The organism is Actinocatenispora rupis (assembly GCF_016861975.1).
GTDB classification, from domain to species: Bacteria; Actinomycetota; Actinomycetes; order Mycobacteriales; family Micromonosporaceae; genus Actinocatenispora; species Actinocatenispora rupis.
The window spans coordinates 77,139-102,575 of sequence record NZ_BOMB01000003.1; the positions used below are offsets into that span (position 1 = coordinate 77,139).

General features: G+C 72.5%; 23 protein-coding genes. 7 read left to right on the forward strand and 16 right to left on the reverse strand.

Features of this window, described 5'->3' with window-relative positions; all coding sequences use genetic code 11:
• Window positions 1-8: 8 nt before the first annotated feature.
• Both Aru02nite_RS03090 and Aru02nite_RS03095 read right to left on the reverse strand, forming a co-directional pair.
• Complete coding sequence (locus Aru02nite_RS03090) at window positions 9-785, reverse strand: amino acid ABC transporter ATP-binding protein (RefSeq protein WP_203654721.1); 777 nt, start codon at window positions 783-785, stop codon at window positions 9-11.
• The gene (locus Aru02nite_RS03095; RefSeq protein ID WP_203654722.1) at window positions 782-1,537 is read right to left on the reverse strand and encodes an amino acid ABC transporter permease; all 756 of its coding nucleotides are present in this window, start codon (window positions 1,535-1,537) and stop codon (window positions 782-784) included. Before Aru02nite_RS03095 ends, Aru02nite_RS03090 begins: the two co-directional genes overlap by 4 nt.
• Window positions 1,538-1,893: 356 nt before the next feature.
• Between Aru02nite_RS03095 and Aru02nite_RS03100 the strand changes: the two genes are divergently transcribed.
• Genes Aru02nite_RS03100 through Aru02nite_RS03110 form a run of 3 tightly spaced genes read left to right on the forward strand, consistent with a single transcriptional unit; the run spans window position 1,894 to window position 4,469 of the window.
• The gene (locus Aru02nite_RS03100) at window positions 1,894-2,370 is read left to right on the forward strand and encodes a PPOX class F420-dependent oxidoreductase (protein WP_203654723.1); all 477 of its coding nucleotides are present in this window, start codon (window positions 1,894-1,896) and stop codon (window positions 2,368-2,370) included.
• 49 nt (window positions 2,371-2,419) lie between these two features.
• Window positions 2,420-3,673, forward strand: coding sequence for a C39 family peptidase (locus Aru02nite_RS03105; RefSeq protein ID WP_203654724.1), 1,254 nt, complete (start codon window positions 2,420-2,422; stop codon window positions 3,671-3,673).
• A 40-nt stretch (window positions 3,674-3,713) separates the two neighbouring features.
• Window positions 3,714-4,469: a methyltransferase domain-containing protein gene (locus Aru02nite_RS03110; protein WP_203654726.1), complete on the forward strand. Its 756-nt coding sequence runs from the start codon at window positions 3,714-3,716 to the stop codon at window positions 4,467-4,469.
• 206 nt (window positions 4,470-4,675) lie between these two features.
• On the opposite strand, the gene Aru02nite_RS03115 is transcribed toward Aru02nite_RS03110, so the two are convergent.
• Complete coding sequence (locus tag Aru02nite_RS03115; protein ID WP_275408570.1) at window positions 4,676-6,073, reverse strand: MFS transporter; 1,398 nt, start codon at window positions 6,071-6,073, stop codon at window positions 4,676-4,678.
• Window positions 6,074-6,242: 169 nt separating this feature from the next.
• On the opposite strand from Aru02nite_RS03115, the gene Aru02nite_RS03120 reads away from it, so the two are divergent.
• Window positions 6,243-6,662, forward strand: coding sequence for a GreA/GreB family elongation factor (locus Aru02nite_RS03120; RefSeq protein WP_203654728.1), 420 nt, complete (start codon window positions 6,243-6,245; stop codon window positions 6,660-6,662).
• Between the two features lie 186 nt (window positions 6,663-6,848).
• Here the strand turns inward: Aru02nite_RS03120 and Aru02nite_RS03125 are convergent, their stop codons facing one another.
• The 6 genes from Aru02nite_RS03125 to Aru02nite_RS03150 all read right to left on the reverse strand — a co-directional run bounded on the left by Aru02nite_RS03125 (window position 6,849) and on the right by Aru02nite_RS03150 (window position 15,022).
• Window positions 6,849-8,897 carry an ArnT family glycosyltransferase gene (locus Aru02nite_RS03125; protein WP_203654887.1) on the reverse strand — a complete coding sequence of 683 codons (2,049 nt, stop codon included), beginning with the start codon at window positions 8,895-8,897 and terminating at the stop codon, window positions 6,849-6,851.
• 17 nt (window positions 8,898-8,914) lie between these two features.
• A complete protein-coding gene (locus tag Aru02nite_RS03130; protein ID WP_203654730.1) occupies window positions 8,915-10,150 on the reverse strand; it encodes a bifunctional glycosyltransferase family 2/GtrA family protein in 1,236 nt (411 codons plus the stop codon).
• A 67-nt stretch (window positions 10,151-10,217) separates the two neighbouring features.
• Window positions 10,218-12,329 carry an ArnT family glycosyltransferase gene (locus Aru02nite_RS03135; protein WP_203654732.1) on the reverse strand — a complete coding sequence of 704 codons (2,112 nt, stop codon included), beginning with the start codon at window positions 12,327-12,329 and terminating at the stop codon, window positions 10,218-10,220.
• 78 nt (window positions 12,330-12,407) lie between these two features.
• Window positions 12,408-13,136, reverse strand: coding sequence for a tyrosine-protein phosphatase (locus tag Aru02nite_RS03140; RefSeq protein WP_203654734.1), 729 nt, complete (start codon window positions 13,134-13,136; stop codon window positions 12,408-12,410).
• Between the two features lie 70 nt (window positions 13,137-13,206).
• Window positions 13,207-14,154, reverse strand: coding sequence for an alkaline phosphatase family protein (locus tag Aru02nite_RS03145; RefSeq protein WP_203654888.1), 948 nt, complete (start codon window positions 14,152-14,154; stop codon window positions 13,207-13,209).
• A 37-nt stretch (window positions 14,155-14,191) separates the two neighbouring features.
• Entirely contained in the window at window positions 14,192-15,022 is an 831-nt protein-coding gene (locus Aru02nite_RS03150) for a class II glutamine amidotransferase (protein ID WP_203654736.1), read from the reverse strand.
• Between the two features lie 317 nt (window positions 15,023-15,339).
• On the opposite strand from Aru02nite_RS03150, the gene Aru02nite_RS03155 reads away from it, so the two are divergent.
• Both Aru02nite_RS03155 and Aru02nite_RS03160 read left to right on the forward strand, forming a co-directional pair.
• A complete protein-coding gene (locus Aru02nite_RS03155) occupies window positions 15,340-16,425 on the forward strand; it encodes a calcium:cation antiporter (protein ID WP_203654737.1) in 1,086 nt (361 codons plus the stop codon).
• Window positions 16,426-16,504: 79 nt separating this feature from the next.
• Window positions 16,505-18,229: a glycoside hydrolase family 183 protein gene (locus tag Aru02nite_RS03160; RefSeq protein ID WP_203654738.1), complete on the forward strand. Its 1,725-nt coding sequence runs from the start codon at window positions 16,505-16,507 to the stop codon at window positions 18,227-18,229.
• A gap of 50 nt (window positions 18,230-18,279) precedes the next feature.
• Here Aru02nite_RS03160 and Aru02nite_RS03165 read toward each other — a convergent pair whose 3' ends face one another.
• The 4 genes from Aru02nite_RS03165 to Aru02nite_RS03180 are packed head-to-tail and all read right to left on the reverse strand — an operon-like array spanning window position 18,280 to window position 22,480.
• The gene (locus Aru02nite_RS03165; RefSeq protein WP_203654739.1) at window positions 18,280-19,140 is read right to left on the reverse strand and encodes a carbohydrate ABC transporter permease; all 861 of its coding nucleotides are present in this window, start codon (window positions 19,138-19,140) and stop codon (window positions 18,280-18,282) included.
• Window positions 19,127-20,074 carry a carbohydrate ABC transporter permease gene (locus tag Aru02nite_RS03170; RefSeq protein WP_203654740.1) on the reverse strand — a complete coding sequence of 316 codons (948 nt, stop codon included), beginning with the start codon at window positions 20,072-20,074 and terminating at the stop codon, window positions 19,127-19,129. The genes Aru02nite_RS03165 and Aru02nite_RS03170 overlap by 14 nt, the downstream gene beginning before the upstream one ends.
• On the reverse strand, window positions 20,071-21,408 hold the full coding sequence (locus Aru02nite_RS03175) for an ABC transporter substrate-binding protein (RefSeq protein ID WP_203654741.1): 1,338 nt from the start codon (window positions 21,406-21,408) through the stop codon (window positions 20,071-20,073). The genes Aru02nite_RS03170 and Aru02nite_RS03175 overlap by 4 nt, the downstream gene beginning before the upstream one ends.
• 1 nt (window position 21,409) lies before the next feature.
• Window positions 21,410-22,480, reverse strand: coding sequence for a glycoside hydrolase family 172 protein (locus Aru02nite_RS03180; RefSeq protein ID WP_203654742.1), 1,071 nt, complete (start codon window positions 22,478-22,480; stop codon window positions 21,410-21,412).
• A gap of 151 nt (window positions 22,481-22,631) precedes the next feature.
• Between Aru02nite_RS03180 and Aru02nite_RS03185 the strand changes: the two genes are divergently transcribed.
• Entirely contained in the window at window positions 22,632-23,621 is a 990-nt protein-coding gene (locus Aru02nite_RS03185) for a LacI family DNA-binding transcriptional regulator (protein WP_203654744.1), read from the forward strand.
• Window positions 23,622-23,686: 65 nt separating this feature from the next.
• Here Aru02nite_RS03185 and Aru02nite_RS03190 read toward each other — a convergent pair whose 3' ends face one another.
• The 3 genes from Aru02nite_RS03190 to Aru02nite_RS03200 form a co-directional block, all read right to left on the reverse strand.
• Window positions 23,687-23,851: a hypothetical protein gene (locus Aru02nite_RS03190; protein WP_203654746.1), complete on the reverse strand. Its 165-nt coding sequence runs from the start codon at window positions 23,849-23,851 to the stop codon at window positions 23,687-23,689.
• 186 nt (window positions 23,852-24,037) lie between these two features.
• Window positions 24,038-24,226, reverse strand: coding sequence for a hypothetical protein (locus Aru02nite_RS03195; protein WP_203654748.1), 189 nt, complete (start codon window positions 24,224-24,226; stop codon window positions 24,038-24,040).
• Between the two features lie 88 nt (window positions 24,227-24,314).
• Window positions 24,315-25,415 carry a DUF4185 domain-containing protein gene (locus Aru02nite_RS03200; RefSeq protein WP_203654750.1) on the reverse strand — a complete coding sequence of 367 codons (1,101 nt, stop codon included), beginning with the start codon at window positions 25,413-25,415 and terminating at the stop codon, window positions 24,315-24,317.
• Between the last annotated feature and the right edge of the window lie 22 nt (window positions 25,416-25,437).

Here is a 25,437-nt window from a genome sequence, read left to right on the forward strand (position 1 = left end):
GGGCGGGGTCAGAGGACCTGCGACAGGAAGGTGCGCAGGCGTTCGGTGCGCGGCCGTTCGAGTACGTCGCGGGCGGGGCCCTGCTCGGCGATGACGCCGTCGTCCATGAACAGGACCCGGTCGGCGACCTCGCGGGCGAAGCCGATCTCGTGCGTCACCACGAGCATCGTCATGCCGGACCCGGCGAGGTCGCGCATCACCTGTAGGACGCCCTTGACGAGTTCCGGGTCGAGAGCGGAGGTCGCCTCGTCGAACAGCATCACCTCGGGCCGCATCGCCAGCGCGCGGGCGATCGCGACGCGCTGCTGCTGGCCGCCGGACAGGTTCGCCGGCCGCTGGTCGGCCAGGTGCGCGAGGCCCAGCCGGTCGAGCTGCTCGGCCGCCTCCGCGTCCGCCGCCGCCCGCCCGAGCCCGCGCACGTGCCGCAGCGCGAGCGTCACGTTCGCCCGTACGGTCTTGTGCGGGAACAGGTTGAAGTGCTGGAACACCATGCCGATCCGGGCGCGTACCGCGTCGACGTCGACCTTCGGGTCGGTCAGCGTCACGCCGGACACGGCGATCTCACCGGCGGTCGGCGCGTCCAGCAGGTTGATGCACTTGAGCATCGTGGACTTGCCCGAGCCGGACGGCCCGATCACGCACACGACCTCGCTCGGCGCCACGTCGAAGTCGACCCCGCGCAGCACCTCCACCGGCCCGTACGACTTGCGCAGGCCGCGTACCCGGATGAGGGGTTCGGTCGCCGGCTCGACCACCGCGGTCGCCGGCTCCGGCCGTACGTTCATGCGGACACCTCCGTCTGCTCGGCCGCGGGTTCGACCGGGGCCGGGGTCGCGACGCGGGGACGGCCGGCGCGCATCCGGCGGTCCAGCCAGTTCACCAGGTACGTCAGCGGGATCGTGATCACCAGGTAGCACAGGCCCGCGGCGACCAGCGACGACGAGTTGTACGACGCGGCCTGGTGCTCCTGCGCGATGAAGTACAGCTCGCGCTGCCCGACGGCGAGGCCGAGCAGGTACACCAGCGAGCTCTCCTTGATGTCGACGATGAACTGCCCGGCCAGCGCCGGCAGCACGTTGCGGATCCCCTGCGGCACCACCACCAGCCGCATCGTCTTCAGGTACGACAGGCCGAGGCTGCGGCCCGCCTGGAGCTGGCCGGGCGGTACGGACTGGATGCCGGACCGGAAGATCTCGGCGCAGTACGCGGCGGAGATCAGGCCGACCGCCAGCACCGCGTACCCGAGGGGGCTTCGGCCGAACGGGCGCAGGTGCGCCGCCGGCAGGCCGAGGCCGACCAGGCTGACGGTGACGATCGCCGGCAGCCCGCGGAACACGTCGACGTAGAGCCGGGCGGGCAGCCGTACCAGCCGGCGCTTCGACAGCAGCAGTACGGCCAGGAGCATGCCGAGGACGAGGCCGAACACGATCGCGAGTACCGCGATCAGCAGGGTGTTGCGGAGACCCTCGCCGAGCAGTTCGGGCAGTACCGACCACATCTCGTGCACGTCGAAGAAGGTGTGCAGAAAGTCGCCCACGGCGCCTCCGATCGCGCTGCCGTACCAGCATCCGGGAAGGTTGAATCAGGAGCTGGGATGGCCCTGACCAGGCAACACCGTAGACACGAGGGCCCGCGGCGGGCACCGACGGTTGCGCCAGAGTGGTAACTGTCGCGCGCCGGACCGGACAGGACGCCTGCGGCGGGGAGGAAAGGGTGCCGGCGGCGGGGATGAAGCGGTCTCCCGGAGCCGGGTGGGGGCCCGGGCCCGGGAGACCGCGCCCGGCGTCGCACGAGCGGAATGCTCGACTCGGGGGGTGTCGACGCCGGGAGCCGGTTCGGACCCGCGCCGGTCCGATCGCGTGCACGCTACCCCATGCGGTTACGGTGATCGACATGCCGACGTACGCGAGCGCACGGCGCCCGGACCGCGACGACCTGCTGGAGTTCGTCCGGCCGCGCCACCACGCGGTCCTGTTCACGACCCGGCGCGACGGTCGCCCGCAGGTCTCCCCGGTGACGTGCGGCGTGGACACCGCGGGCCGCGTCGTCGTCTCCACGTACCCGGAACGGGCCAAGGCGCGCAACGCGCGACGTGACCCCCGGGTCACCGTGTGCGTGCTGTCCGACGAGTTCAACGGGCCGTACGTGCAGCTCGACGGGACGGCGGAGGTGCTCGACCTGCCCGACGCGATCGAGGACATGGTCGAGTACTACCGGTGCATCGGCGGCGAGCACCCGGACTGGGACGAGTACCGGGCGGCGATGGTGCGGCAGGGCAAGTGCCTGATCCGCGTCACGATCGACGACTGGGGTCCGGTCGCGAGCGGCGGCTTCCCGCCACGGCTGGCCCCGGACGAGCCGAACCGCTAGCGTTTGGGCGCAAATCTTCCGCGTACACGCCAACTCGGAGGAATTCGCCATGAAGCGACGTGCGGTCCTGATCGGCGGTGCCGTGCTCGCCGCCGGCGTCACGGGCGGCGACCCGGCCTTCGCCAGCACCCGGAAGGCCACAGTGGACACCCGCAACATCGCCTACCGCGCCTGGTCCGGCGCCGACCTCGGCGCGGGCGCCACCGCCGGTACCACGGTGGCGAACGGCACGGTCGTGCTCGGCGAACCGGTCGGCACCGTCGACTACACCGACCCGTACGGCGGGGGCACCCGGACGTACGAGTTCGGGCAGTGGACGTCGCCGGTGGTCGAACCCGGCTTCGGGCTGACCCAGCTCATCGCGTCGTGGAACGCCGCGACGCCGGGCGGCAGCTGGCTCCAGGTCGAGGCGCGCGGCCCCGGCACCGCCTGGTACGTGCTGGGCCGGTGGGCGGCCGACGACACGGCGCTGCACCGTACGTCGGTGGCCGGGCAGTCCGACCCGAACGGCCGCGTCGACGTCGACACGTTCGTCGCCGCGTCCGGCGTCACCCTCGCCAGCTGGCAGCTGCGCCTCACCCTGTACCGCCCGGCCGGCAGTACCGACAGCCCGGCCGTACGGTCGCTCGGCGCGGTCGCGTCGGCGCTGCCGACGAAGAAGCCGACCGCGAGCGCGCCCGGTCCCGCCGCCGGCACCGTACTCGACGTGCCGAGGTACTCGCAGGAGATCCACGACGGGCAGTACCCGCAGTGGGACGGGGGCGGCGAGGCGTGGTGCAGCCCCACGTCGACGTCCATGGTCGTCGCGTACTGGGGCACCGGTCCGACGCCCGCCGACTACGCCTGGGTCGATCCGTCGTACGCCGACCCGTGGGTCGACCACGCCGCCCGCAACACCTACGACCACGCGTACTCCGGGTGCGGCAACTGGCCGTTCAACACCGCGCACGCGGCGCGCTTCGGTGGGCTGGCCACGTTCGTGACACGGCTGCGGTCGCTGACCGAGGCGGAACTGTTCGTCCAGGCGGGCATCCCGCTGGTGGTGTCGGTGTCGTTCCGCAAGGGCGAGATCCCGGGCCTCGACTACGCGACGAACGGGCACCTGCTGGTGATCGCCGGGTTCGCCGCCGACGGCAGCCCCGTCCTCAACGACCCGTACTCCCCGGACGACGCAGCGGTGCGCAAGACGGTGGGGCGTGCCGAGTTCGAGGCGGCATGGCTGACCGGTTCCGGCGGCACCACGTACGTGATCCACGATCCGGGCACGCCGCTGCCGCCCGCGCCCGGCCAGGCCAACTGGTAATCCGCTACCCGACGCACCGCGGCGCCGGGAGACTGGCGCCATGGCAACGTTCGACGATCTCGTCGCCGAGGGCGCCGCGGTGCCGGTCGAGGGCTGGGACTTCTCCTGGTTCGCCGGCCGCGCGACCGAGGCGCGCCCCTCCTGGGGGTACGCCCGGCTCCTCGGCGAGTACCTGGCCCGCGCGCACCGCGCCCTCGACCTCGACACCGGCGGCGGCGAGGTCGTCGCCACCGCCGGCACTCCGCCACCGGTACTGGTCGCCACCGAGTCCTGGGCGCCCAACGTGCCGGTCGCGCAGGCGAACCTGGCGCCGCTGTCCGGCGTCGTCGTACGCACCGCGCCGGACGCGCCGCTGCCGTTCGCCGACGGCACGTTCGACCTGGTCACCAGCCGCCATCCGGTACGCGCGGACTGGCCCGAGATCGCCCGCGTCCTCGCCCCCGGCGGCACGTACCTGTCGCAGCAGGTGGGGCGGGCCTCCGTGCACGAGCTGTCCGAGTACTTCCTGGGGCCGACGCCGGTGGCGCCGGGGCGCGACCCGGAGGTCGCCGTGGCCGCCGCGTACGCCGCGGGGTTGCGGATCAGGCGGCTGCTCGTGGAGTCGCTGCCGATGACGTTCGACGACGTCGCCGCGGTCATCGTGTTCCTGCGGAAGGTCCCGTGGATCGTCCCGGGATTCACCGTGGACGCGTACCGCGACCGGCTGCGGGAACTGCACGACCGGATCACCGCCGACGGCCCGTTCCGCGCGACCTCGGCCCGTTTCCTCATCGAGGCGGTACGCCCGGCCGGCTGACCGCGGGCGCGGATGGGGCGAGGGGCCAGGAAACCCCCCAGTACCTGGCGCCTCGCCCGGAGCCCCATCCTGACCCGTCGGACGGCCCGCGCCAACCCCGCGGCACCCGATTTGCGGACGCTCAACCGATCCGCCACCCGGACGGAGGACGCCGCGCCGGTGCGGCCGGCGGGATGTCCGCCGACCGCACCCGGGTCCGGTTCGTGTCACCGGCGCGGCTTCGGCAGCGCCTGGGCCAGTACCGCCACGGCCAGTGCGGCGAGGACCAGGTACACCAGCCCGGCGCGGAACGCCACGGCGTACCCGGCGGTGAGCCGGCCGTAGAACAGGACGCCGATGACCGCGATGCCGAGCGCGCCACCGACCTGCTGCGCGGTGTTGAGCGCGCCCGCGGCCGCCCCCGCGTACTCGACCGGCACGCGGGCCAGTACGAGGGTGGTCAGGGGGGCGAGGACGAGGCCCATGCCGACGCCGGTGACCGCGAACCCGGGCACCAGCGCGGCCACCGACCCGGCCGGCACGGTCAGGTACACGAGGGTCAGGCCGAGCGCCATGGTGCCGCCGCCGAGGGCCAGCGCCTGCCGCCCGAGGCGTGCGGCGACGCGGCCGGCGAGCAGCGAGCTGCCGACGTACCCGAGGGCGATGGGGGTGAACGCCACGCCGGAACCGAGCGGCCCCATGCCGTGCCCGGCCTGGAGGTAGAGCGCGAGGACGAAGAAGAACGACCCCATGCCCGCCTGGAACGCGACGGTGGCGACGAGTCCGACCCCGAACGTACGGTGCCGGAACAGCGCCGGGTGCACCAGCGGTCCCCCGCCGCGCGCCGCCACCCGCCGCTGGTACGCGACGAACCCGGCGCCCAGCGGTACGGCAGCGGCCAGGGACAGCCAGGTCCACGCCGGCCAGCCGTGCTCGCGCCCCTCCACGAGCGGCAGGACGACGGCGAGCAGGGCGAGCGTCACCAGCGCGGCGCCGGGCAGGTCGAGCTGACCGCCGGTGCGCCGCCCGCCCGGTACCAGGCGCGGCGCGAGCGCCAGCGTCACGAGGCCGACCGGGACGTTCACGAGAAAGCAGGCGCGCCAACCGAGTCCGGCCACGTCCGCGTCGATGAGCAGGCCGCCGACGAGCTGCCCACCGACCGCCGCCAACCCCAGGGTCAGCGCGTACGCGGTGAGCGCCCGGACCCGGTCCGCCCCCTCGTACGTGCGGCGCAGGATCGCGAGGCCCTGCGGGGTGAGCAGCGCCGCCGCGAGACCCTGGCCGACCCGGGCGGCGATCAGCCAGCCCGCGCCCGGTGCCAGCCCGCACCCGGCGGACGCCGCCGTGAACAGCGCCAGCCCGAGCAGGAACATCCGCTTCTGTCCGTACAGGTCGCCGAGCCGGCCGCCGAGGATCAGCGCCGACGCCAGCGCCAGGCCGTACCCGGCGAGGACGAGCTGGCTGTCGCCGGTGGTCGCGGACAGGTCCCGCTGCATGGACGGGACGGCGACGGCCACGATGAAGAAGTCCAGGGTCACCATGAACGCCGCGGTGAGGATCACCGGCAGCGCGGCCCAGCGGCGTACCGCGGTGGGCGTGGTGGGCAGGTTCAGTACTGCGGTCACGGGTCTCTCCGTCCCCTCGTGGTGTGCGGCACCACGATCACCCGGGCACGGTCACGCCGTCGATGACCTCGCGGGTCAAGTGGCCGGTTCACCGGCGCCCGCCCGCCGGCCGACCGACAATGGAGCCGTCCACCGGCCGCGGACGCGGCGGGTCGGCGAGGGAGGACCGATGGGTGAGGCGGACCGGCGGCTGCGCGAGGAACTGGCCGAGCTGGAGGCCCAACGCGCCAGGCTCGCGGCGGACCTGCCCGCCGACCGTGGCCCCGGCGACAGCGCCGACGAGGCGCAGGAGATCGGCCTGGCCACCGAGATCTCCCACCTGGACGTCCGGATCACCGAACTCCGGGACCGCCTGACGTACGGCGGGGAGCCGGTGGACGGGCCGCCGCTCGGTACCAGCGCGGTGCTGCGCTACCCGGACGGGAGTACGGAGCGGTTGGAGGTGGCGGCGGCCCCGGCGGCCGGCGCCATCACCCAGGACAGCCCGCTGGCGCGCGCGCTGGCCGGGCACGGCGCCGGCGAGACCGTCACGTGGGCGACGCCGTCCGGCCGGGTCAGCGCGCGGATCGAGGAGTACCGGACGCCCTGACGCGCCCCGTACGCAGCGGGTCGTACGGGGTGAGGTCGGTGTCGGGGGTGCCGACGGCGGCGGCCGCGGCGAGCCGCCCGGCGTACGGGCACATGGTGAGGCCGCCGGCGACGGCCCCGGCCGCACGGGCGTGCGGGCCGGGGCCGGGATGGGCGGATCCCGCTGTGGGGCAACGGGATCCGGGGTTCAGCTCTTCGGCGCGGTCAGGTCGTACACCGTGGTGCCGCCGACCGTCTTCGCGGTGAAGTGCGCCGCGACCCAGGAGGCGATCCGGTTGTTGCCACCCATTCCGCCGCCCATGCCGCCCTGGCCCTCCGAGACGTAGTAGTGGATCTGGTGCGCCGCCACGTACGCCGTGAACTGCGCGAGCGTCGGGTAGTTGTCGCCGCCCGAGAACCCGCCGACCGCGAGTACCGAGGCGCCGCTGTTCAGTTCCAGCGGGGCGGCCATCATCGAGCCGTTCGTGGCCGCCGCCCAGCGGTACGAGGTGCTCTGCTTCAGCAGCGCCACCAGCGCGCTGTTGGTTCCCATCTCCCCGCCGGGACCGCCCGTCCCGCGGCCACCCTGCGGCCCGGTCGACCCGCCGGGCGCGTTGCCCGAACCGTTGCCCGTGCCGCCGGGCGCGCTGCCGTTGCCGGGCGCGTTGCCGGTACGGCCGTTGCCGGAGGTGCCGCCGCCGGGGAAGCCGCCCATGCCGCCGGATACGTACCCGGAGGGGCCGGCGCTCGGGGTACTGCCGGTGTGCGCGGTGCCGGCCGTGGCCGCGCCGAACGCCGCGCTGCCGCCGATCCCGGCGACGGCCAGGACCACGGCGAGCAGCACCGCGATCCGGCGTACCACGAGCGAACGCGGGCCCGGTGTGCTGGCGAGCCCGACTCCGGCCCGGCCGCCGACGAGCAGCCAGACGGCGGCCGCGAGCGACAGTACGAGGACCGCGTACCGCAGCTCGGGGTGCCAGGCGGAAGCGCGGGCGAGCAGTACGAACGACCAGGCGCCGGCGGCCACCACGACCACCGCCAGCAGCGCGCGGGACAGCAGGCTCGACCGGGTCTGCCACAGCCGCTGCACGCCGATCGCCAGGACGGCGGCGATCCCGGGCGCGAGCGCGACCGTGTAGTACGGGTGGATGATGCCGGACATGTAGCTGAAGGTGAGGCCGGTGACGAGCACCCAGCCGCCCCACAAAAGCAGCGCCGCCCGGGTCCGGTCGGTACGCGGGGAGCGGCGGGTCAGCCACAGCCCGGCGAGGAGCGCCACCAGCGCGGCGGGCAGCAGCCAGGAGATCTCGGTGCCGAACTCGGACGAGAACATCCGGGTGATGCCGGTCGCGCCGCCGAAGCCACCGCCGGCACCACCGCCGCCTTTGCCGCCACCGCCGGGATTGCCGCCACCGCCGAAGATCCGGCCCAGCCCGTTGTACCCGACGGCGAGCTGCAGCAGGCTGTTGGTCGTCGATCCCCCGATGTACGGCCGGGACGAGGCGGGCCACAGCTCCACCAGCGCCACGTACCAGCCGGCGGAGACGATCATCGCACCGCCGGCGGCGAGCAGGTGCCACAGCCGGCGCGGCAGCGACACCGGCGCCGCCACCAGGTACGCCAGCGCCAGGCCGGGGAGTACCAGGAGGGCCTGGAGCATCTTGGTCAGGAAGCCGAAACCGATCGCGGAGCCGGCGAGCACCAGCCAGCCGACGTGGCCGCGGCTGATCGCCCGGGTCGTCGCGTACGCGGCGGCGACGAGCAGCAGCACCAGCAGCGCGTCCGGGTTGTTGAACCGGAACATCACGACCGCGACCGGGGTCAGCGCGAGGACCGCGCCGGCCGCCAGACCGGCGACGTACCCGGCGACGCGGCGGACCGCACCGTACAGCAGGGCGACGGAGGCGACGCCCATCAACGCCTGCGGCGCGAGCATGCTCCAGGACGAGAAACCGAAGATCCGGCCGGACAGGCCCATCACCCACAGCGCGGCGGGCGGCTTGTCCACGGTGATGCCGGAACCGGGGTCGAGCGAGCCGAACAGCCACGCCTTCCAGCTCTGCGTACCGGCCTGCACGGCGGCGGCGTAGAAGTCGTTGGCGTACCCGGAGGCCGACAGGTTCCACAGGTACAGCACGGCGGTGCCGACCAGCAGGACGCCGAGCGCCGGCCACAGCCAGACCGGGCGGCTCCTGCCGCGGGGCGGCGCGGCGTGCGCGGGTGGCGCGAGCGTCGTCGTGGACACGGTATCCCCCATCATCGTCGTGGCAGTCTCTAGCGCGCGGTTCCGAAGACCCACACGCGCAACAGCAGGAAGCGCAGCGCGGTCGCCACCAGGTTCGCGGCGACCAGGACGACCAGCTCGACCAGCCGCTGCGGCGTACCGGTGAGCGCGTGCAGGACGGCCAGCGAACCGGACGTGAGCGCCAGGCCGAGCGCGAACACCAGCAGCCCCTGGGCCTGGTGGCGGCCCGCGTGCCGCCGCCCACTGATCCCGAACGTGAGGCGCCGGTTCGCCGCGGTGTTCGCGACCGCGGTCACCAGCAGCGCCACCAGGTTCGCCCCCTGCGCGCCGATCCCGTTGCGCAGCACCAGAAACAGCAGCAGGTACGCCAGCGTCGACGCGACGCCGACCGCGGCGAACCGTACGGCCTGGCGGACGAGCCCGGCGGGCACCCCGGGCGTCCGTACCGGCAGGGGGTGGCGGCCGAGCTGGCTGCTCAGCTCCGCCAGCGGCAGCCGCCCGGTGGCGAGCGCCCGGCCGACCCGTACGATGCCCTTCAGGTCGGCCAGCGCCGTCGACACGATGTCCACCCGGCTGTCCGGGTCGTCCACCCAGTCCACCGGTACCTCGTGCACCCGCAGGCCGGCGCGCTGCGCCAGGACGAGGAGTTCGGTGTCGAAGAACCAGCCGGTGTCCTCCACCAGCGGCAGCAGCTCGCGCGCCACGTCCCGGCGGATCGCCTTGAACCCGCACTGCGCGTCGGAGAAGCCGACCCGCAGCGTGCCGCGCAGCAGCAGGTTGTAGCAGCGGGAGATGACCTCGCGCTTCGTCCCGCGTACGACCCGGGATCCGCGCGACAGCCGGGTACCGATGGCCAGGTCGGAGTGGCCGGTGATGAGCGGCGCCACCAGCGGCAGCAGCGCGGCCAGGTCCGTCGACAGGTCCACGTCCATGTACGCCAGCACCGGCGCGTCCGACGCCGACCAGACCTGCGCCAGCGCCCGGCCCCGGCCCTTCTGGTCCAGGTGCGTCACGGCCACCTCGGGCAGCTCCGCCGCGAGCTTCTGCGCGATCGGCAGCGTCTCGTCGGTACTCGCGTTGTCCGCCACCGTGATCCGGTACCGGTACGGGAAGTGCGTCCCCAGGTACTCGGTCAGCCGGTACACGCACGACGCCAGGTCGTCCTGTTCGTTGTAGACCGGCACCACCACGTCGAGGACCGGGACGGTCGCGGACGTGGTGGGCACGGGTTCGCCCGGAGCGGACGGGATCGTCGAGGTTGCCATGGTTCCGAGCCTCACCGGGTGCGCTTTGCCGGCTGTGTGGCGATCCTGTGCCACCTCTGTGAGTACGTCACGACGTCGGCGCGGTCAGGTCGTACAGGGTGACGCCGCCGACCGTACGGCCGGTGTGGTGCGCGGCCACCCACGACTCGATCCGTTGCGCCGCCTGGCTTCCGCTCGTCGCGCGCATCCCCGCACCGCCGCCGCTGCCACCGACGAACCAGTGGATCCGCCCCGCCGCCACGTACTCCCGGAACTGCGCCAGCGTCGGGTACGCGTCCGTGCCGTTGAAGCCGCCGATCGCCATCACCGGGTACCCGGCCGCGAGCTGGTACCCGGCGGCGCTGTTCGAGCCGACCGTCGCCGCGACCCAGGAGTACCGGGAATGGTTGGCCTGCAACAGTTTCACGACGGCGGCGGTCGGGGTCGGCGCGTCCAGCAGGTTCATCCCGCCGCCGCGCATTCCCCCGCCGTTGCCGGGAAACCCGTTGCCCGGGAACCCGCCACCGCTGCTCCCGATCCCGTTACCGTTCGCGGAGCCGTTGCCGTTGCCGTTGGCTGGGCCGTTGCCGTTGGCTGGGCCGATTCCGGTGCCGTTTCCGGCGCCGGGGGCGGCGTTCCGGCCGGGTGGGGCGCCGTTCCCGCCGCCGGCCGTCCGGAAGCCGCCGCCCGCGCCGGCCGGTCCGGCGGACGGGATCGCGCCGGTGTGCGGGCTGGCCGCCGTGGACACCGAGTACGCGAGCGGGCCGGCCAGTACCGTTGCCACGGCGGCGATCCCGGCGACGGCGGCGACCCGGCGGGACATCGTGGCGGTCAGCCACAGCGCGACCGCCGTCAGCAGCCCGCCGAACAGCACCAGGTACCGCAGCCACGGCTGCCAGTCCGACGTCCGGTCCAGCAGCACGTACGACCAGGCGGCGGTGACGGCGACGGTGCCGGCCGCGAGCAGCCGCGCGTACCGCCAGGCGTACCAGCCGCCGATGCCGACGAGTGCGGCGATCGCGGGCGCGAGCGCGACCGTGTAGTACGGGTGGATGATGCCCTGGGCGAGGCTGATGACGGCGCCGGTGAGCACCAGCCAGCCGCCCCAGAGGACGAGCGCGGCGCGGATCCGGCGTACGGCCGGGGCGGCGCCACCGTCCGTGTCGCGGTCCGGGTTGCGCCAGGTCAGCCACAGCACGGCGACCAGGAGCAGCAGTGCGGCGGGCAGCAGCCAGGAGATCTGCCCGCCCATCTCGCTGCCGAACAGCCGCAGCGGCCCGGCGTCGGCGTTCATGTTGCCGAGGCCGCCGGTCTCGTCGCCGGTCAGCCGCCCGAACCCGTTGTACCCGAAGGTCAGTTCGAGCACGCTGTTGTGCTGCGTCCCCCCGATGTACGGCCGGTCCGCGGCGGGTACGAGTTCGGCGAGCGCGATCCACCAGCCGGCGGCGAGGACGAGGCCGAGCCCGCCGACGAGCACGTCGCGTACCCGGGTGCGCATGCGGCGGCCGGCCGGCGCGTACGCGAGGTGGACCAGCGCCAGGACGGGCACGATCACGAGTGCCTGGAGCATCTTGGCCAGGAAGCCGAAGCCGACGAACACGCCGGCGAGGAACAGCCAGCGTACGGCCCGGTCACCGACCAGGGACCGCAGTCGGGACGCGACGGGCGCCGGCCGGTCGTGTTCCAGCGCCCGCGTCGTCGCGTACGCGGCGGCGGTCAGCAGCAGCACGAGCAGCGCGTCCGGGTTGTTGAACCGGAACATCAGCGTGGCGACCGGGGTGAGCGCGAGCGCGGCGCCGGCGAGCAGCGCGGCGCCGGCCGGGAACCAGCGCCGGACCGTCGCGTACAGCACGGCGACGGCGGCCACGCCCTCCAGCGCCTGCGGTACGAGGATGCTCCAGGTGTTGAGCCCGAACAGCCGCACCGAGATGTCGATGACCCACAGGAACGCGGGGGTCTTGTCGACGGTGATCGCGTTCGCCCCGTCGGACGAACCGAACAGGAACGCGGTGACGTTCGAGGCGCCGGCCTGCGCGGCGGCCGAGTAGAAGGCGTTGGCCCAGCCGGACGAGCCGAGACCCACCAGGTACAGCACGGCGGTGCCGACCAGCAGCCCGGCGTACGCCGCCCGGTGCCGCCAGCCACCTCCCCGGACGCGCGTCTCGGGCAGGGCTGTCGGCGGCGCCTCGATCGTGGTCACCGCGCCACCCTGCCGGCCCCCGCTGTACCCGCCACAGGTCCGGCCTGTGCGGAACCTGTGCCGCGCGGGCCGCCCAGGTCAGGGCACCAGGTAGCGGGCGCGCAGCCGGTCGGTCAGCGCGGTGTCGACGCCGACCACGTCGCGCAGGTACGCGTCGACCGAGCCGTACGTGCCGGCCAGGTCGGTGAGGAACAGCCGCAGCACCGTGGCCGGGGCGCGGCCGTACCCGGGCCAGCGGAGCGTGCGGCCGGGGTTCGCGGCGTGCCAGTCGGCGACGAGCCGGTCGGTGGCGCGTTCGGTCAGCGCGAAGTCGGCCAGCACGTCCGCCTCCGCCACCCCGAGTACGGTCAGCGCCAGCGCCGCCACGATCCCGGTACGGTCCTTGCCGGACGCGCAGTGGAACGCCACCGGACCCGGGTCGTCGGCGAGCGCGGTCAGCGCCTGCCGCAGCTCCACCGCACCGTCGGCGGCGACCTCCGCGTACCGGTCGGCGAGGAAGCGCCACGGGTCGACGGCCGGGTCGATCGCCGCCTGGTCGTACGGCCGGTGCTCGATGCTCAGGTTCCGGTACGTCAGGCCCTCGTCGGCGGGCACCCGGCCGCGCGCCTCGACCTCCCACGGGTACCGCAGGTCGAGGACGGTACGGACGCCGAGGGCGCGGAACCGGGCCAGGTCGGCGCCGGCCAGCTTGCCCAGCGAGTCCGCCCGGTAGAGCGCGCCCCAGCGGACGGTGCCGCCACCGTGCCCCCGGTACCCGCCGAGGTCGCGGACGTTGTGCAGCCGCTCGAAGACGATGTGCCGGTCCATGCCGACACCCTAAGAGGTCCTGACAGAAAGGACTGTCGGCGCCTGGCGGACTCAGGACGACGCCTTTCTGTCAGGACCTCTGAGGAGCGCCGCCGGACCCGCCGAACACGTCGGTCACGGGTGTGGTGCGCGCCGCGTCGCCCAACGCCGGCAGCCCTTCCAGGCTCTCGACGGTACGCAGCACGCGGTAGTGGTCGACGCGCTCGGCGTACCGGCCGGGTCGGACGCCCTGACCGGTGAACGACGTCCAGATGCGGTTGCCCGCCGACTGGTCGTCCTCGTCGAACGTGGTGACGAGCAGGCTGTCGTGCGTCCTCGCCCAGCGCGCGTACGCGTCGAGGTGGGTGCGCAGCCACGCGTCGCCGGTGGCGATCGGGCAGTCGTGCATGTCGTCGCACAGGTTCGGCACGACGAACGACACGGTCGGCAGCGCGGCCGGGTCGGCGGGGAACGCGCCGAACGGGTGCTGCGTGCCGGCCGGCACCGCCGGGAAGTCGGCCCACGGCGCGTGCTTGCGCGCGTACGAGCCGGCCGAGCAGCCGGTGAATCCCGTCGCCGGCAACCCTTCCGAGTACGCGGCGAACGTGCGGCCGGCGGCGCGGAGCTGACCGGCGAGCGTACCGGTGCCGAACGTCTGCGGGCACGAGTCGTCCGTGACCCCCTGCGTACTCCCGGAGAACAGCGCCAGGTAGTTCGGCTGGCTCGGATGGGTCACCGCGTACGACCGGGTGAACAGCGCGCCGCGCGCGGCCAGCGCCCGCAGGTACGTGGCGTCCGGGCTGGTCGCGATGTCCGGGAAGCTCTTGTTCTCCAGTACCACCACGACGATGTGCGCGTACCGCCGCGCGGACGGCACCGGGGTGGCCGGTGCGGCGGACGACGGGGAGGCGGCGGGGCGCGGTGCGGTCGTCGGGTGCGGCGGCGCCGGCGAGGACGCGGCGTGGTGCACGGTCGGCCCACCGCACCCGGCACCGAGGATCACCACGGCGCCGAGCACGGCCACGACCGTACGGAGCATGCGCACTCCCGCACCGTACAACGGGATGCGCGGTGGGTCAGACGGGCTCGGGTTCGAAGGCGGCGATGCGGTCCTCGCCCGGCTGCACGATGCCGTACGCCGACTCGGGCGCCTCCTGCCACGCGCCCGGCAGGTCGCCCAGCGGTTCGGACACGATGATCCGGGTCTCCTCCGAAAGCCGCTGGAACGTCGGGTTCTCCGGGTACAGCGCGCGCAGCGCGTCGATCTCCCGCGAGTAGAACAGCGACCGGGACTTGCGCTGCGTCGAGTACCGGAAGGCCCAGACGCGGGCGCCGTCGGAGGTCGCGACGGTCATCTGCACCGGGTCGGCGATGCCGTGCTCGGCCGCGACCCGTTCGACGTGCCCGACCATCCGGGCCACCGCCTTCGGCGGGTCGCTGCGCAGCCCGAGGCTGAGCGCCAGGTAGAACATCATCTCCGAGTCGGTCGTGCCCTCCATGTGCGGGAACAGTTCGGGTTCCACCGCGAGCGCCAGTTCCCGCTTGATCCGCGGGAAGTCCTTGATCAGCCCGTTGTGCATCCACAACCAGTTCCGGTACCGGAAGGGGTGGCAGTTGGTCTCCTGCACCGCCGAGCCGGTCGAGGCCCGGATGTGCGCGAAGAACAGCCCGGTCTCCAGGTGCTCGGAGATCTCGCGCAGGTTGCGGTTGCTCCACGCCGGGCCGGTTCCGCGGAACAGTCCCGGCGGGCGCGACCCGTCGTACCAGCCGAAGCCGAAGCCGTCGCCGTTGAGCGTGGTGGCGCCCATCCGCGCGTGCATGCTCTGGTCGATCAGCGAGTGGTCCGTCTTGTACAGCACTTCCTCGGGCCGGATCGGCGACCCCGCGTACACCAACCACCGACACATGCCGACATCATCGCCCGCCGACCCGTCGCCGCGTGGTGGGAACGCCGTGTTTCCGTCCGAACCGCGCAGCCCGCATCGGCCACCCGGCCAGTTCCGCGCCCTGGCCGGATCCGTTGGTACGGCAGCGGATGCGCCGTCCACGACCGATCCACCGGTACGTCACCGTCACAGGCCGGTCGTGCCCCGACGCCCGGTACGGTCGCCCGGCTTCGCCGCGCCGGGCCGGGGACGTACCGGGTGCGGCGGGATCGGGCGGTGTCACCATCGGCTCGGCCATTCGGTGGTTACCCCCGCGGATCTCTGTCAGTGTTGATCACATGCGTTTGCGTGTCTCCTGGCAGCTTCTCGTACCGCTGGTCGCGGTCATCGCGCTGGTGGTGGCGTGGGGTCGCCACCTCGGCCCGGTGCCCGTCGCCCTGATCGCCGTACTGCTGGCCGGTGCCGTGCTCGCCGCGGTGCACCACGCGGAGGTGGTCGCGCACCGCATCGGCGAGCCCTTCGGTTCCCTCGTACTCGCGGTCGCGGTCACCGTCATCGAGGTCGCCCTGATCGTCACGCTCACCGTCTCGGGCGGCAAGGACAGCGCGTCGCTGGCCCGGGACACCGTCTTCGCCGCCGTCATGATCACCACGAACGGGATCGTCGGTCTGGCGCTGCTGCTCGGCGCCCTCCGGTACGGCGTGACCCGGTTCAACTCGGAGGGCAGCGGCGCGGCGCTCGCCACGGTCGCCACGCTGGCGACGCTGAGCCTGGTGCTGCCGACGTTCACGACCACGAAGCCGGGGCCGGAGTTCTCGGCCGCGCAGCTGACGTTCGCGGCGATCGCCTCGCTCGCGCTGTACCTGGTTTTCGTACTGACCCAGACGGTGCGGCACCGCGACTTCTTCCTGCCGGTGGACAGCCGGGGCGAGGTCGCCGAGGAGGAGGAGCACGCGGCGCGGCCGTCCCGGCGGGCGGCGCTGGCGAGCCTGGGGCAGCTGCTGATCGCGCTGGTCGCGGTGGTCGGCCTGGCCAAGGTCGAGTCGCCGGCGATCGAGTCCGGCGTCCGCGCGGTCGGCTTCCCGCCGTCGTTCGTCGGCGTCGTCATCGCCCTCCTCGTACTCCTGCCGGAGACGCTGGCGGCGGGTCGCGCGGCGCGGCGCAACCGGATCCAGATCAGCCTCAACCTCGGGTACGGCTCGGCGATGGCGAGCATCGGCCTGACGATCCCGGCGATCGCGCTGGCGTCGGTGTGGCTGCCGGGTCCGCTGATCCTGGGCCTGTCGAGCGTGCACATGGTGCTGCTGGGGATCACCGTCGTGGTCAGCGTGCTGACGGTGGTGCCGGGTCGGGCGACCCGGTTGCAGGCGGCGGTGCACCTGGTACTCCTGGCCGCGTTCCTGTTCCTGGCCGTCAAGCCCTGAGATCCCGGCCGGGCCGTGGACAGGTCGGGCGTATCGCCCTACGCTGGCGAGAAATCGATTTCCAGCGGAGGTGTCGGCGATGGCCGGTGGGGTGTCGAGACGCGGGGTGATCCTGGGCGGGTTGGCGGCGGTACCGCTGGTGGCGGCCGGCGCACCCCTGGCGTACGCGGGGAGGCGCGTGACGCCGGCGGACGGTGTGGTGGAGCCGGCGAGCACGTTCTTCGCCACCGTCGACCTGCCGTACGCGGCGGAGGTGTCGACCGCGAGCGACGGCGACCTGTGGCCGTCGGCGTGGGCCCGCGACGGCGCGACCTACGCGGCGAACGGCGACGGCCGCGGCTTCTCCGACCAGCCGGCGCTCGACATCGTGGCGAACCGGATCACCGGCGCCCCACCGTCCGGCATCACGGGAGTACGCACGGCCGGCGGTGACGCGATCGGCCCGGTGTGGTCGGATCCCGCGCAGTACAACCGGAAGCCGACCGGGATGATCGCGATCGACGGGGACGGCGACGGCACCGACGAGCTGTACCTCGCGGTCCAGGACCTCAAGTCCGGCAGCGTCGACCCGTTCGACGACGCGGCCGCCGCGAGCATCGCCCGCTCCACCGACGGCGGCGTCACCTGGACGCACACCGATGCGCCGATGTTCACCGACCACGTGTTCACCACGGTGTTCTTCCTCGACTTCGGCCAGGGTTCGGTGCACCGCAGCGTCCTCGGCCCCGACGACTCCGGCTACGTCTACGCGTACGGGCTGGACGGCAACTGGCGCACCTCGTACGCGCACACCGTGCCGGACCCGGTCGACCTGTACCTGGCGCGGGTTCCGGTCGGCTCGGTACAGGACCGGTCGGCGTGGCGGTTCTTCACCGGGCTGGCCGGCGACACTCCACAGTGGAGCGCCGACATCGGCGCGCGGCGGGCCGTCCTGCACGACGACCGGCGCCTCTACCCGACGATCTCGAACAACCCGAAGAACGGCCCGACGAACCTCAGCGTGCTCGCCCAGGGCGGCGTGCTCTACAACCCGGGCCTGGACCGCTACCTGTACACGTCGTGGACCGAGTACACGTTCGAGTTCTACGAGGCGCCCGCGCCGTGGGGGCCGTGGACACTGTTCCTGCACAAGGACTTCGGCCCGTACCCGTGGTGGGGTGCGGCGCCCGGACCGAAGAACGGCGGCTACGCCACGACGATCCCGTCCGCGTACGTCAGCGCCGACGGCCGCACGATGTGGGTGCAGGCGAACTGGTTCGTCGGCAACGACTCCGGCCCGGCGAACTACGACTTCTCGTTGCGGCGCCTGGTGGTCACGCCGTGGCAGCCGACGACGCCCGGCAACCCGCGCGACGCGTCCGCGAACCTGGCCCGTACGGTCGCCGGCACCGTACCGGTCGACAAGACCTCGCACTACGGCAACCTCGCGTACCTCAACGACGGGAACACCGCGCAGAGCGAGGACTCCTGGGACGGTACGGCCAAGGACTCCGACCAGTGGGGCTACACCTGGCCGCGGGCGTACCACGTGAACCGGGTCGTCTACACGACCGGGACGATGTTCGCCGACGGCGGCTGGTTCGCCCGCGACCTGCGCGTGCAGGTACGCCAGAACCACGCGTGGGTGGACGTCACCGGCGTCACCGTCGACCCGGCCTACCCGTACTCGGACGCGGCCGGCACGAACGTCACGTACACGTTCACGTTCGACGACACGTGGGGCGACGGCGTCCGGCTGTACGGCGTGCCCGGTGGCACGCAGGCGTTCACCTCGGTCGCCGAACTCGCCGTGTACTACGCCTGACACGCGTTGCGGGGGGCCGGATCCGGCCCCCCGCAACGGAATCCCGCGGCCTACTTGAAGCCGGACGTCTTGATGGACTCCACGATCCGGCGCTGGAACAGCGCGAACAGTCCGAGCGTCGGGATCGCCGCGATGGTCGACGCGGCGAGCGTGTAGTTCCAGTTGTTGGCGTGCTCCTGCTGGAACGACGCGATGCCGAGCTGCACGACGTTCAGGTCCTGCGAGTTCGTGGCGATCAGCGGCCAGAGGAACGCGTTCCAGTTCGCGAGGAAGAACAGCACCGCGAGCGCCGCGAACACCGGCTTCGACAGCGGCAGGATGACCCGCCAGTAGATCTGCCAGTACGAGCAGCCGTCGACGATCGCGGCGTCCTCCAGTTCGCTCGGGATCGACAGGTAGAACTGGCGCAGCAGGAAGATGCCGAACGCGTTGAAGATGGCCGGGATGATGAGCCCCGCGTACGTGTCGAGCAGGCCGAGCGTGTGCACGATCAGGAACAGCGGCACCAGGATCACCGGCGCGGTCACCAGCAGCGTGGAGAAGATCAGCAGGAACAGCGTGTCCCGCCCGGGGAACCGCAACCGGGCCAGCGCGTACGCGGCCATCGAGTGGAACCACAGCGCCACCACGGTGACCACGACGGAGACGATGAGGCTGTTCAGCAGGTACCGGGCGAACGGCACCTGGGTGAACACGTACGTGTAGTTGGACAGGGTCGCCTTGTGCGGCAACAGGTTCGTGCTCAGTACCTCGTCGGCGCCCTTGAACGACGAGGTCACCATCCACAGCAGCGGGAAGATCGTCATCAGCGCGAGGATGGCGCCGACGGTCAGCGCGGTGGCGCGCCGGCCGCGACCGGACGGCCGGTTGACGCGTACCGCGGGGCGGGTCACCGTGTCACTTGTCGCCATCGCCGAACCGCCCTCCCCGGGTCAGCGCGAACAGCGCCGCCGACCAGATCAGCAGGATCACCACCAGGAACGCGCCGATCGCCGACGCGTAGCCGAACTCGCCGTACACGAACGCCTGCTGGTAGATGTAGTAGATGATCAGGGTGGTCGAGTTGGCGGGGCCACCGCTGGTCAGCACGTACAGCAGGTCGAGGCCGCCGGTCATCATCGACACGGTCGAGGTGAGCAGGATGAAGAAGCTCGTCGGCTTGAGCAGCGGCCAGGTGATGTGCCGGAACGTCTGCCACGGCCCGGCCCCGTCCAGCTTCGCCACCTCGTAGTACTCGCGGGGGATGTCCTGGAGGCCGGCGAGGAAGATGAGCATGTAGTAGCCCATCGCGAACCAGATGGTCACGACGAGGATGCTGCCGACCGCCCACTTCGGCGTACCGAGCCAGGACGGTGCGGTGACCCCGAAGAAGCCCAGGATCCGGTCGATCACGCCGATCTGGTCGGTCAGCATGAACTTCCACACCAGCGCGACGACGACCAGGCTCACCACGTTCGGCGCGAACAGCATGCTGCGCACCAGCCCGACGAGCGGGAAACGCTGGCGTACCAGCAGGGCCAGCGCGAGGCTCACCACGAACAGCCCGGGGATCAGGATCACCAGGTACAGCAGGGTGGTGCGGAGGCTGTGCAGGAACAGCGGGTCGGCGAACATGCGCTCGTAGTTGCCGAGCCCGATCCACTTGTACCCGCCGAAACCGTCCACCTGGAAGAAGCCGAGCACCAGGCACGCCACCATCGGGATGCCCAGGAACAGCAGCAGCCCCAGCATGTCCGGCGCCAGGAACAGCATCGCGGCGAGCGCCTCCCGCCGCCTCCGGCTCGTCGGCCGGCGCCCGCTCGTCGTCGACGGGGCGCCCGCCGGTGCCTGCGCGACCGCGGTCATAGGATCCTGCCCCCCTCGTAGCTCTTGAGGTACGCGTCGATCTGCTTCGACGCCAGCTCGGCCTGCTGGCGCGGATCCGCGCCGGTGAGCTGGCACGCCTGGATCGCGTCGGAGATCGCCTTGTACACCACGGGTGGGTAGCGTGGCTCGCCCCGGCCGGTCGGGAAGATCTCGTCCTTGAACTTCTTCATGATCGGGTCGTCGTACCCGCCGTTGCGGGTCGCCAGCTCCAGCGCGGACTTCCGCGGCGCGATGTCGGCCTTGGCCTTGGTGCACCAGTCGACGACGCGGTCGATCGAGTCCTGCTCCATCGAACCGATCGCCCAGGCGCAGAACTTCGCCGCCGTCTCCGGGTCGCGCCCCCGCGCGTTCGCCACGAACGCCCAGCCACCCAGCACCGTCTTCGGCGTACCGCCGGGCGGGGTCGGCGGCGCGAACACCCCGTACGGGAACTTCGGCTTGCGGTGGCGGAACTCGGCGACCGACCAGATGCCCGTGTGGTATGCCGCGGCGTAGCCCTGCATGAGCGCGAGCGCGCCGTCCGCGTTGGCCGGCTCGACCCGCGGCGAGATGCCCCGCTGGATCGTCTGCTTGTACAGGTTCAGCGCGTGCACCGCGCCGGGCGAGTCGAACGCGCTGTGCTTGCCGTCCGCGGAGATCGCGTTGCCGCCGCCCTGCCACATCCACGGGTACCAGGTGAAGTTCTGGTAGTAGCCGGGGGCGGCGCAGAACACGATCGGCGGCTTCTTCGCCCGCTTCAGCTTCTCGCCGAGCGCCAGCATTTCGTCCCAGGTCGTCGGCAGGTCGCTGTCGGCGGTGACGCCGACGGACTCCATCAGCGGCTTGCTGTAGAACATGGCGAGCGGCTCGATCTCCATCGGCAGCGCGTACACCCGGTCGCCGACCAGGCGGGTGTCCATGTTCGGCCGCGAGAAGTCGGCGATCGCCTCCTTCGTCAGGTACGGCGTGAGATCGGTGAGCACGCCGGCGTTGTAGTACCGGAGGATGTCGCCTGGACTGATCAGGAAGATGTCCGGGCCCTCGTCAGCGGCGAACGCGGTGGCGAGCTTCGGCGTCCCGAGGATCGTCACGTACTGGAGGCGGATCTTGGTCTCGTGTTCCCGGTTCCACGCGGCGACCATGTCCTCGAACCACTTGCTCTGGGCGGCGAGGGTGGGATCGCCGGGGTTCGGGTTCGGCGCGTAGAAGTTCCAGAACGTCAGTTCCTTGGCACCGCCGGACTTCCCGCACCCGGACAGCAGTGCCGGCGCGCCGAGCGTGGCCGCGCCCGCGGCCGCCGCGGTGAACAGCGACCGGCGCCGGATCCCCGCCATGTCAGCACACCTCCAGCTCGTCGGCGGTCAGCGCGCCGCCCGGAACCCCGCCCGGATCCGCCTGGTACCACAGGGCGGTGGACGCGATGTCGTCGGTGAGCGGCAGGTACCGCCCGCCGGAGCGCCAGCCGAGCGCCTGGACCGTCACCCGGCAGCCCCGTTCGAACCGGATCGGATCGGGGATGTGCCATCGGTACATGCCGAAGCGCTGCTGGCTCTCGTACAGGCCGTCCGGGCGGATCACCTGTGGCAGCCCCAGATACGGTGTGCTGTAAGGGGTGTAGCCCTGGCCCGGCACGTCGAAGTTCCAGGCGCCGCCGAAGTAGTCCTCGGTGCCGGTGCCGCAGATCGTGGGGAACTCCTCGTCGTCGTCCAGGTGGAACTTCAGCTCGCCCTCGCCCCACCAGCCGGTCGAGTTCACCCCCCACGCGAGGTACGTCCCGACGTAGTGCCCGGCGCCGGTCACCCCCGTCAGGATCGGGTGCACCTCCTTGTACGGCAACGGGTTGCTGCGTCGCCACTGGGCGTGCAGGTATCCCGCGTGGTCGGCGACGGGCGCCAGTTCGTAGTCGATCTGGAAGTACACGGTGGCGGGTTCGGCGGCGAGGTTCTCCAGCGTGAGCCGCGCCGACCGCCGGAACGGCATCTCCCAGTACGCGTTGAAGCCGCCGTTCGGGTTGACCGCCACCGGCGCCGAACTCACCTGCGCGAAGCGGCCCCACCCCGAGCAGAAGAAGTCGCCCAACGGTACGGCGACGGCCGGCGTGTCGGCATCGTCCCAGGTGGCCCGCAGTACCAGGGAACGCCAGTTGTCCCGGTGGGTGGTGAGCCAGAGGTGCCGGATCGTCGCCGGGCCCTCGATCTCGCCGAGCACGGCGGTGGCGCCGGCAGGGATGTCGATGCTCGGCGACACCTTCCAGCCGGGGCCGAGGTCGCGCGCGGCCCGCGCACCCGTGCCCTCGGTCGCGCGGCCGCCGTTGCCCGGCGCACCGGTCGGGTTCTCCGGGCTGATCGATCGGCTGCGGCCGGCGGTCAGCGCCGAGATCCCGAATGTTCCCTCGATCGCGTGCATGACCCGCCTCCGACACACTGTCGACAACGATTCGCAACGAGAAACCGATTTCTCGATAACCTAGGTGCACCACATCGGGTCGTCAAGGGTGACCCGCCGGTTCGGTACCCGGGCGGCGGAGCCGGGGAGGTGATGGAGGACCATGGTCGGCATGCCCACCATCTACGATGTCGCCCGGCACGCCGGGGTGTCACCGGCGACGGTCTCGCGCGTGCTCAACGGGCACGAGGGCGTCGACGCCGCGCTGACCGCCCGGGTGCGCGAGTCCGCGGCGACGCTCGGCTACCGGCCGAACTCGTTGGCGCGCAACCTCCGGCGCAGTACCACGAACCTGTGGGCGGTGATCATCTCCGACGTCAACAACCCGTTCTTCACCGCCGTGGTCCGCGGCGTCGAGGACGCCGGGCAGGACCTCGGATACTCGGTGGTGCTGTGCAACTCCGACGAGCAGCCCGACAAGGAGGCGCGGTACGTCACGGCCCTGCTCGCCGACCAGATCTCCGGCTTCATCGTCTCCCCCACCAGCCGTACGGCGAACATCCGGGCGCTCGTCGACGCCGGCCGCGCCGTCGTCGCCATCGACCGCCGCCCGCGCGGGCTCGCCCTCGACACCGTGCTGGTCGACAACGAGCACGGCGCGCGCGAGGCCACCGCACACCTCATCGACCAGGGGTACGAACGGATCGCGTGCATCACCGGCCCGTCCCGGCTGAGTACGGCCAGCCAGCGGTTGCGCGGGTTCCGCGCCGCGCTCCGCGCCGCCGGGCGTACGCCGGAGCCGGAGCTGGAGCGGCACGCCGACTTCCGCGAGCGCGGCGGGTACGAGGCGATGGCGGACCTCGCCGCCGCCCGGCCCGACGCGGTCTTCGTGGCCAACAACCTGATGACCGTCGGCGCGCTGGAGTTCCTGTCGGACAAGGGGATCCGGGTGCCGGACGAGGTCGCCGTGGTCGGCTTCGACGACGTACCGTGGGCGACGTTCATCCGGCCGCCGCTGTCCACCGTCACCCAGCCGACGTACGAGCTGGGTCGCACCGCGGCGACGCTGCTCAAGTCGCGCATCGACGACCCGGGCCGGCCGCCGACCGTCGCGACCCTGCGCACCGAGCTGCACGTCCGCGCCAGTTCCCGCCGCCGCTGACCGGCGTCCGCTCCCCGCCGGTGGCGCGCTGGTTCTCCGCCACCGCCGAGGGTGGCGCGTGGCGGTCACCCGGCCAGGTGGCGGTGTGCGGCGGTCCAGGCGATGCGGCGGTCCAGCTCCGCCAGGTGTCCCTGCCGGGCCCAGGTCACCTGCGGCTCCCGGCCCCGCCGGGCCAGGTCACGCGCGAGGGCCGCGGTGGTCCGCTGGGCGTCGAGTACGGCGTCGGCCATGCCCGCCGGGTCCACGCCGTACGCGGCGCAGAAGGTGGCGATGCGCGCCCGGGACGAACCCGGCGACCGCCTCGTGGTACTCCCGCAGCAGCCGGCCGAACGCCCGCAGACCCACCGGATCGACCACCTTCGCCCAGCCGGCCGGACCGCACTCCCCCGGCAGGTATCGTCGCTGCCGCTCCTCAACTACGTATACGCCAGCACCTCGCGGCCCTCGCGGTCGGCGCCGAACGCACGCGGCGCGTACCGGAAGCCGACGGCGCGCAGGTGGTCGAGCAGCGCGTGCACGGTCGGGGTCCACGGCCGCCACGGCCGGCGCACCGTGTCGCCGATCCGCACCACCCGGCGTCCGGGGTCGTCCTGGAGCACCTCCATCCGCCCAGCATCGGCCGGATCCCGTTGCCCCGCAACACTTTTCCGGTACTCCCGCATCAGCCGGCGCGGCGCCCTCCCGGGGCGGGCGTCAGTGCGCGAGGCCGTCGATCCGGTAGTGCATGACGCGGTAGTCGACGTCGTCGTACCACTGGCTGACGCAGACGTGGAAGTCGTCGAACGTCGAGCCCGGCACGATGAACCCGCCGTACGGGCTGGCGACCGCGTTGCCGCCCTCGTTGCCCGGCGTGGTCGGCACGATGATGGTCTGTTCCGGTGTGGTGAACAGGTTCGAGGTGGGCAGCGGGAACACCTGCGCCCGCATCGACAGCGCATCCATGTTGAGCCACGTGAACGCGTACTGCCCGCCCATGGCGCGGAAGCAGATCTCGCCCCACCGCCGCGCGCCGGTGATGGTGGTCGGCGGGTTGCCCCACGCCCAGGCGCCGTTCGCGTACCCCCACGGCTGGTACGCGTCGGGCACGCCGAGGCTGTCCTGGCGTACCCGGTGCAGCAGCAGGCCCGAGGTGACGTCGCGGTTGAACACCGTGGACAGCACGTAGCAGTACCCGTCGTCGGCCACCGCGTACGTCTTCTGCTGGAACTGGCCGCCGTACATGTCGCCCGGCCACAGGCACAGGTACTCCCAGGTCTCGCCGTTGTCGGTGGACCGCCAGAAGTCGCTGTGGTCGGTGCGGTAGATGACGCCGCGCATGAGGTGCATGTACATCGTGTCGCCGACGGTGAACACGTCGGACGGGATCGCCGTCGTGTAGCCACCGTCGACGGGATTGTGCGGCTCCGGTACGAGCCCGACCGCGTGCGAACCGCCGACGCTGCCGTCGATCGCGATGCCCGCGGGGCTGCCGTTGCTGGACCGCAGCCCGGTCGGCGCGCGCCAGTCCGCGGCGCCCACCGTCGCCCCGTCGAACGTGTCGCCGCAGACGAACAGCATCGAGCCGTCCGGGCAGCGCGCCGGGATGCCGAGGTCCGCCCACGGCGCCGCGTACCCGCCGGTCTCGGCCGGACCGGTCAGGTTCCTGATCTTCGTACCGCTGATCGCGTCGGGGTGGACGGTGCCGCCGGTCGCGGCGGACGCGGTGGCGGGGACGGCGAGTGCTCCCGCGGCGAGGCCGAGTCCGGCGCGCAGCACGGTACGGCGGGCGAGTGGGCGGGATGCGGATGCGGTCATGACAGATCCCCCAATGCCGTGA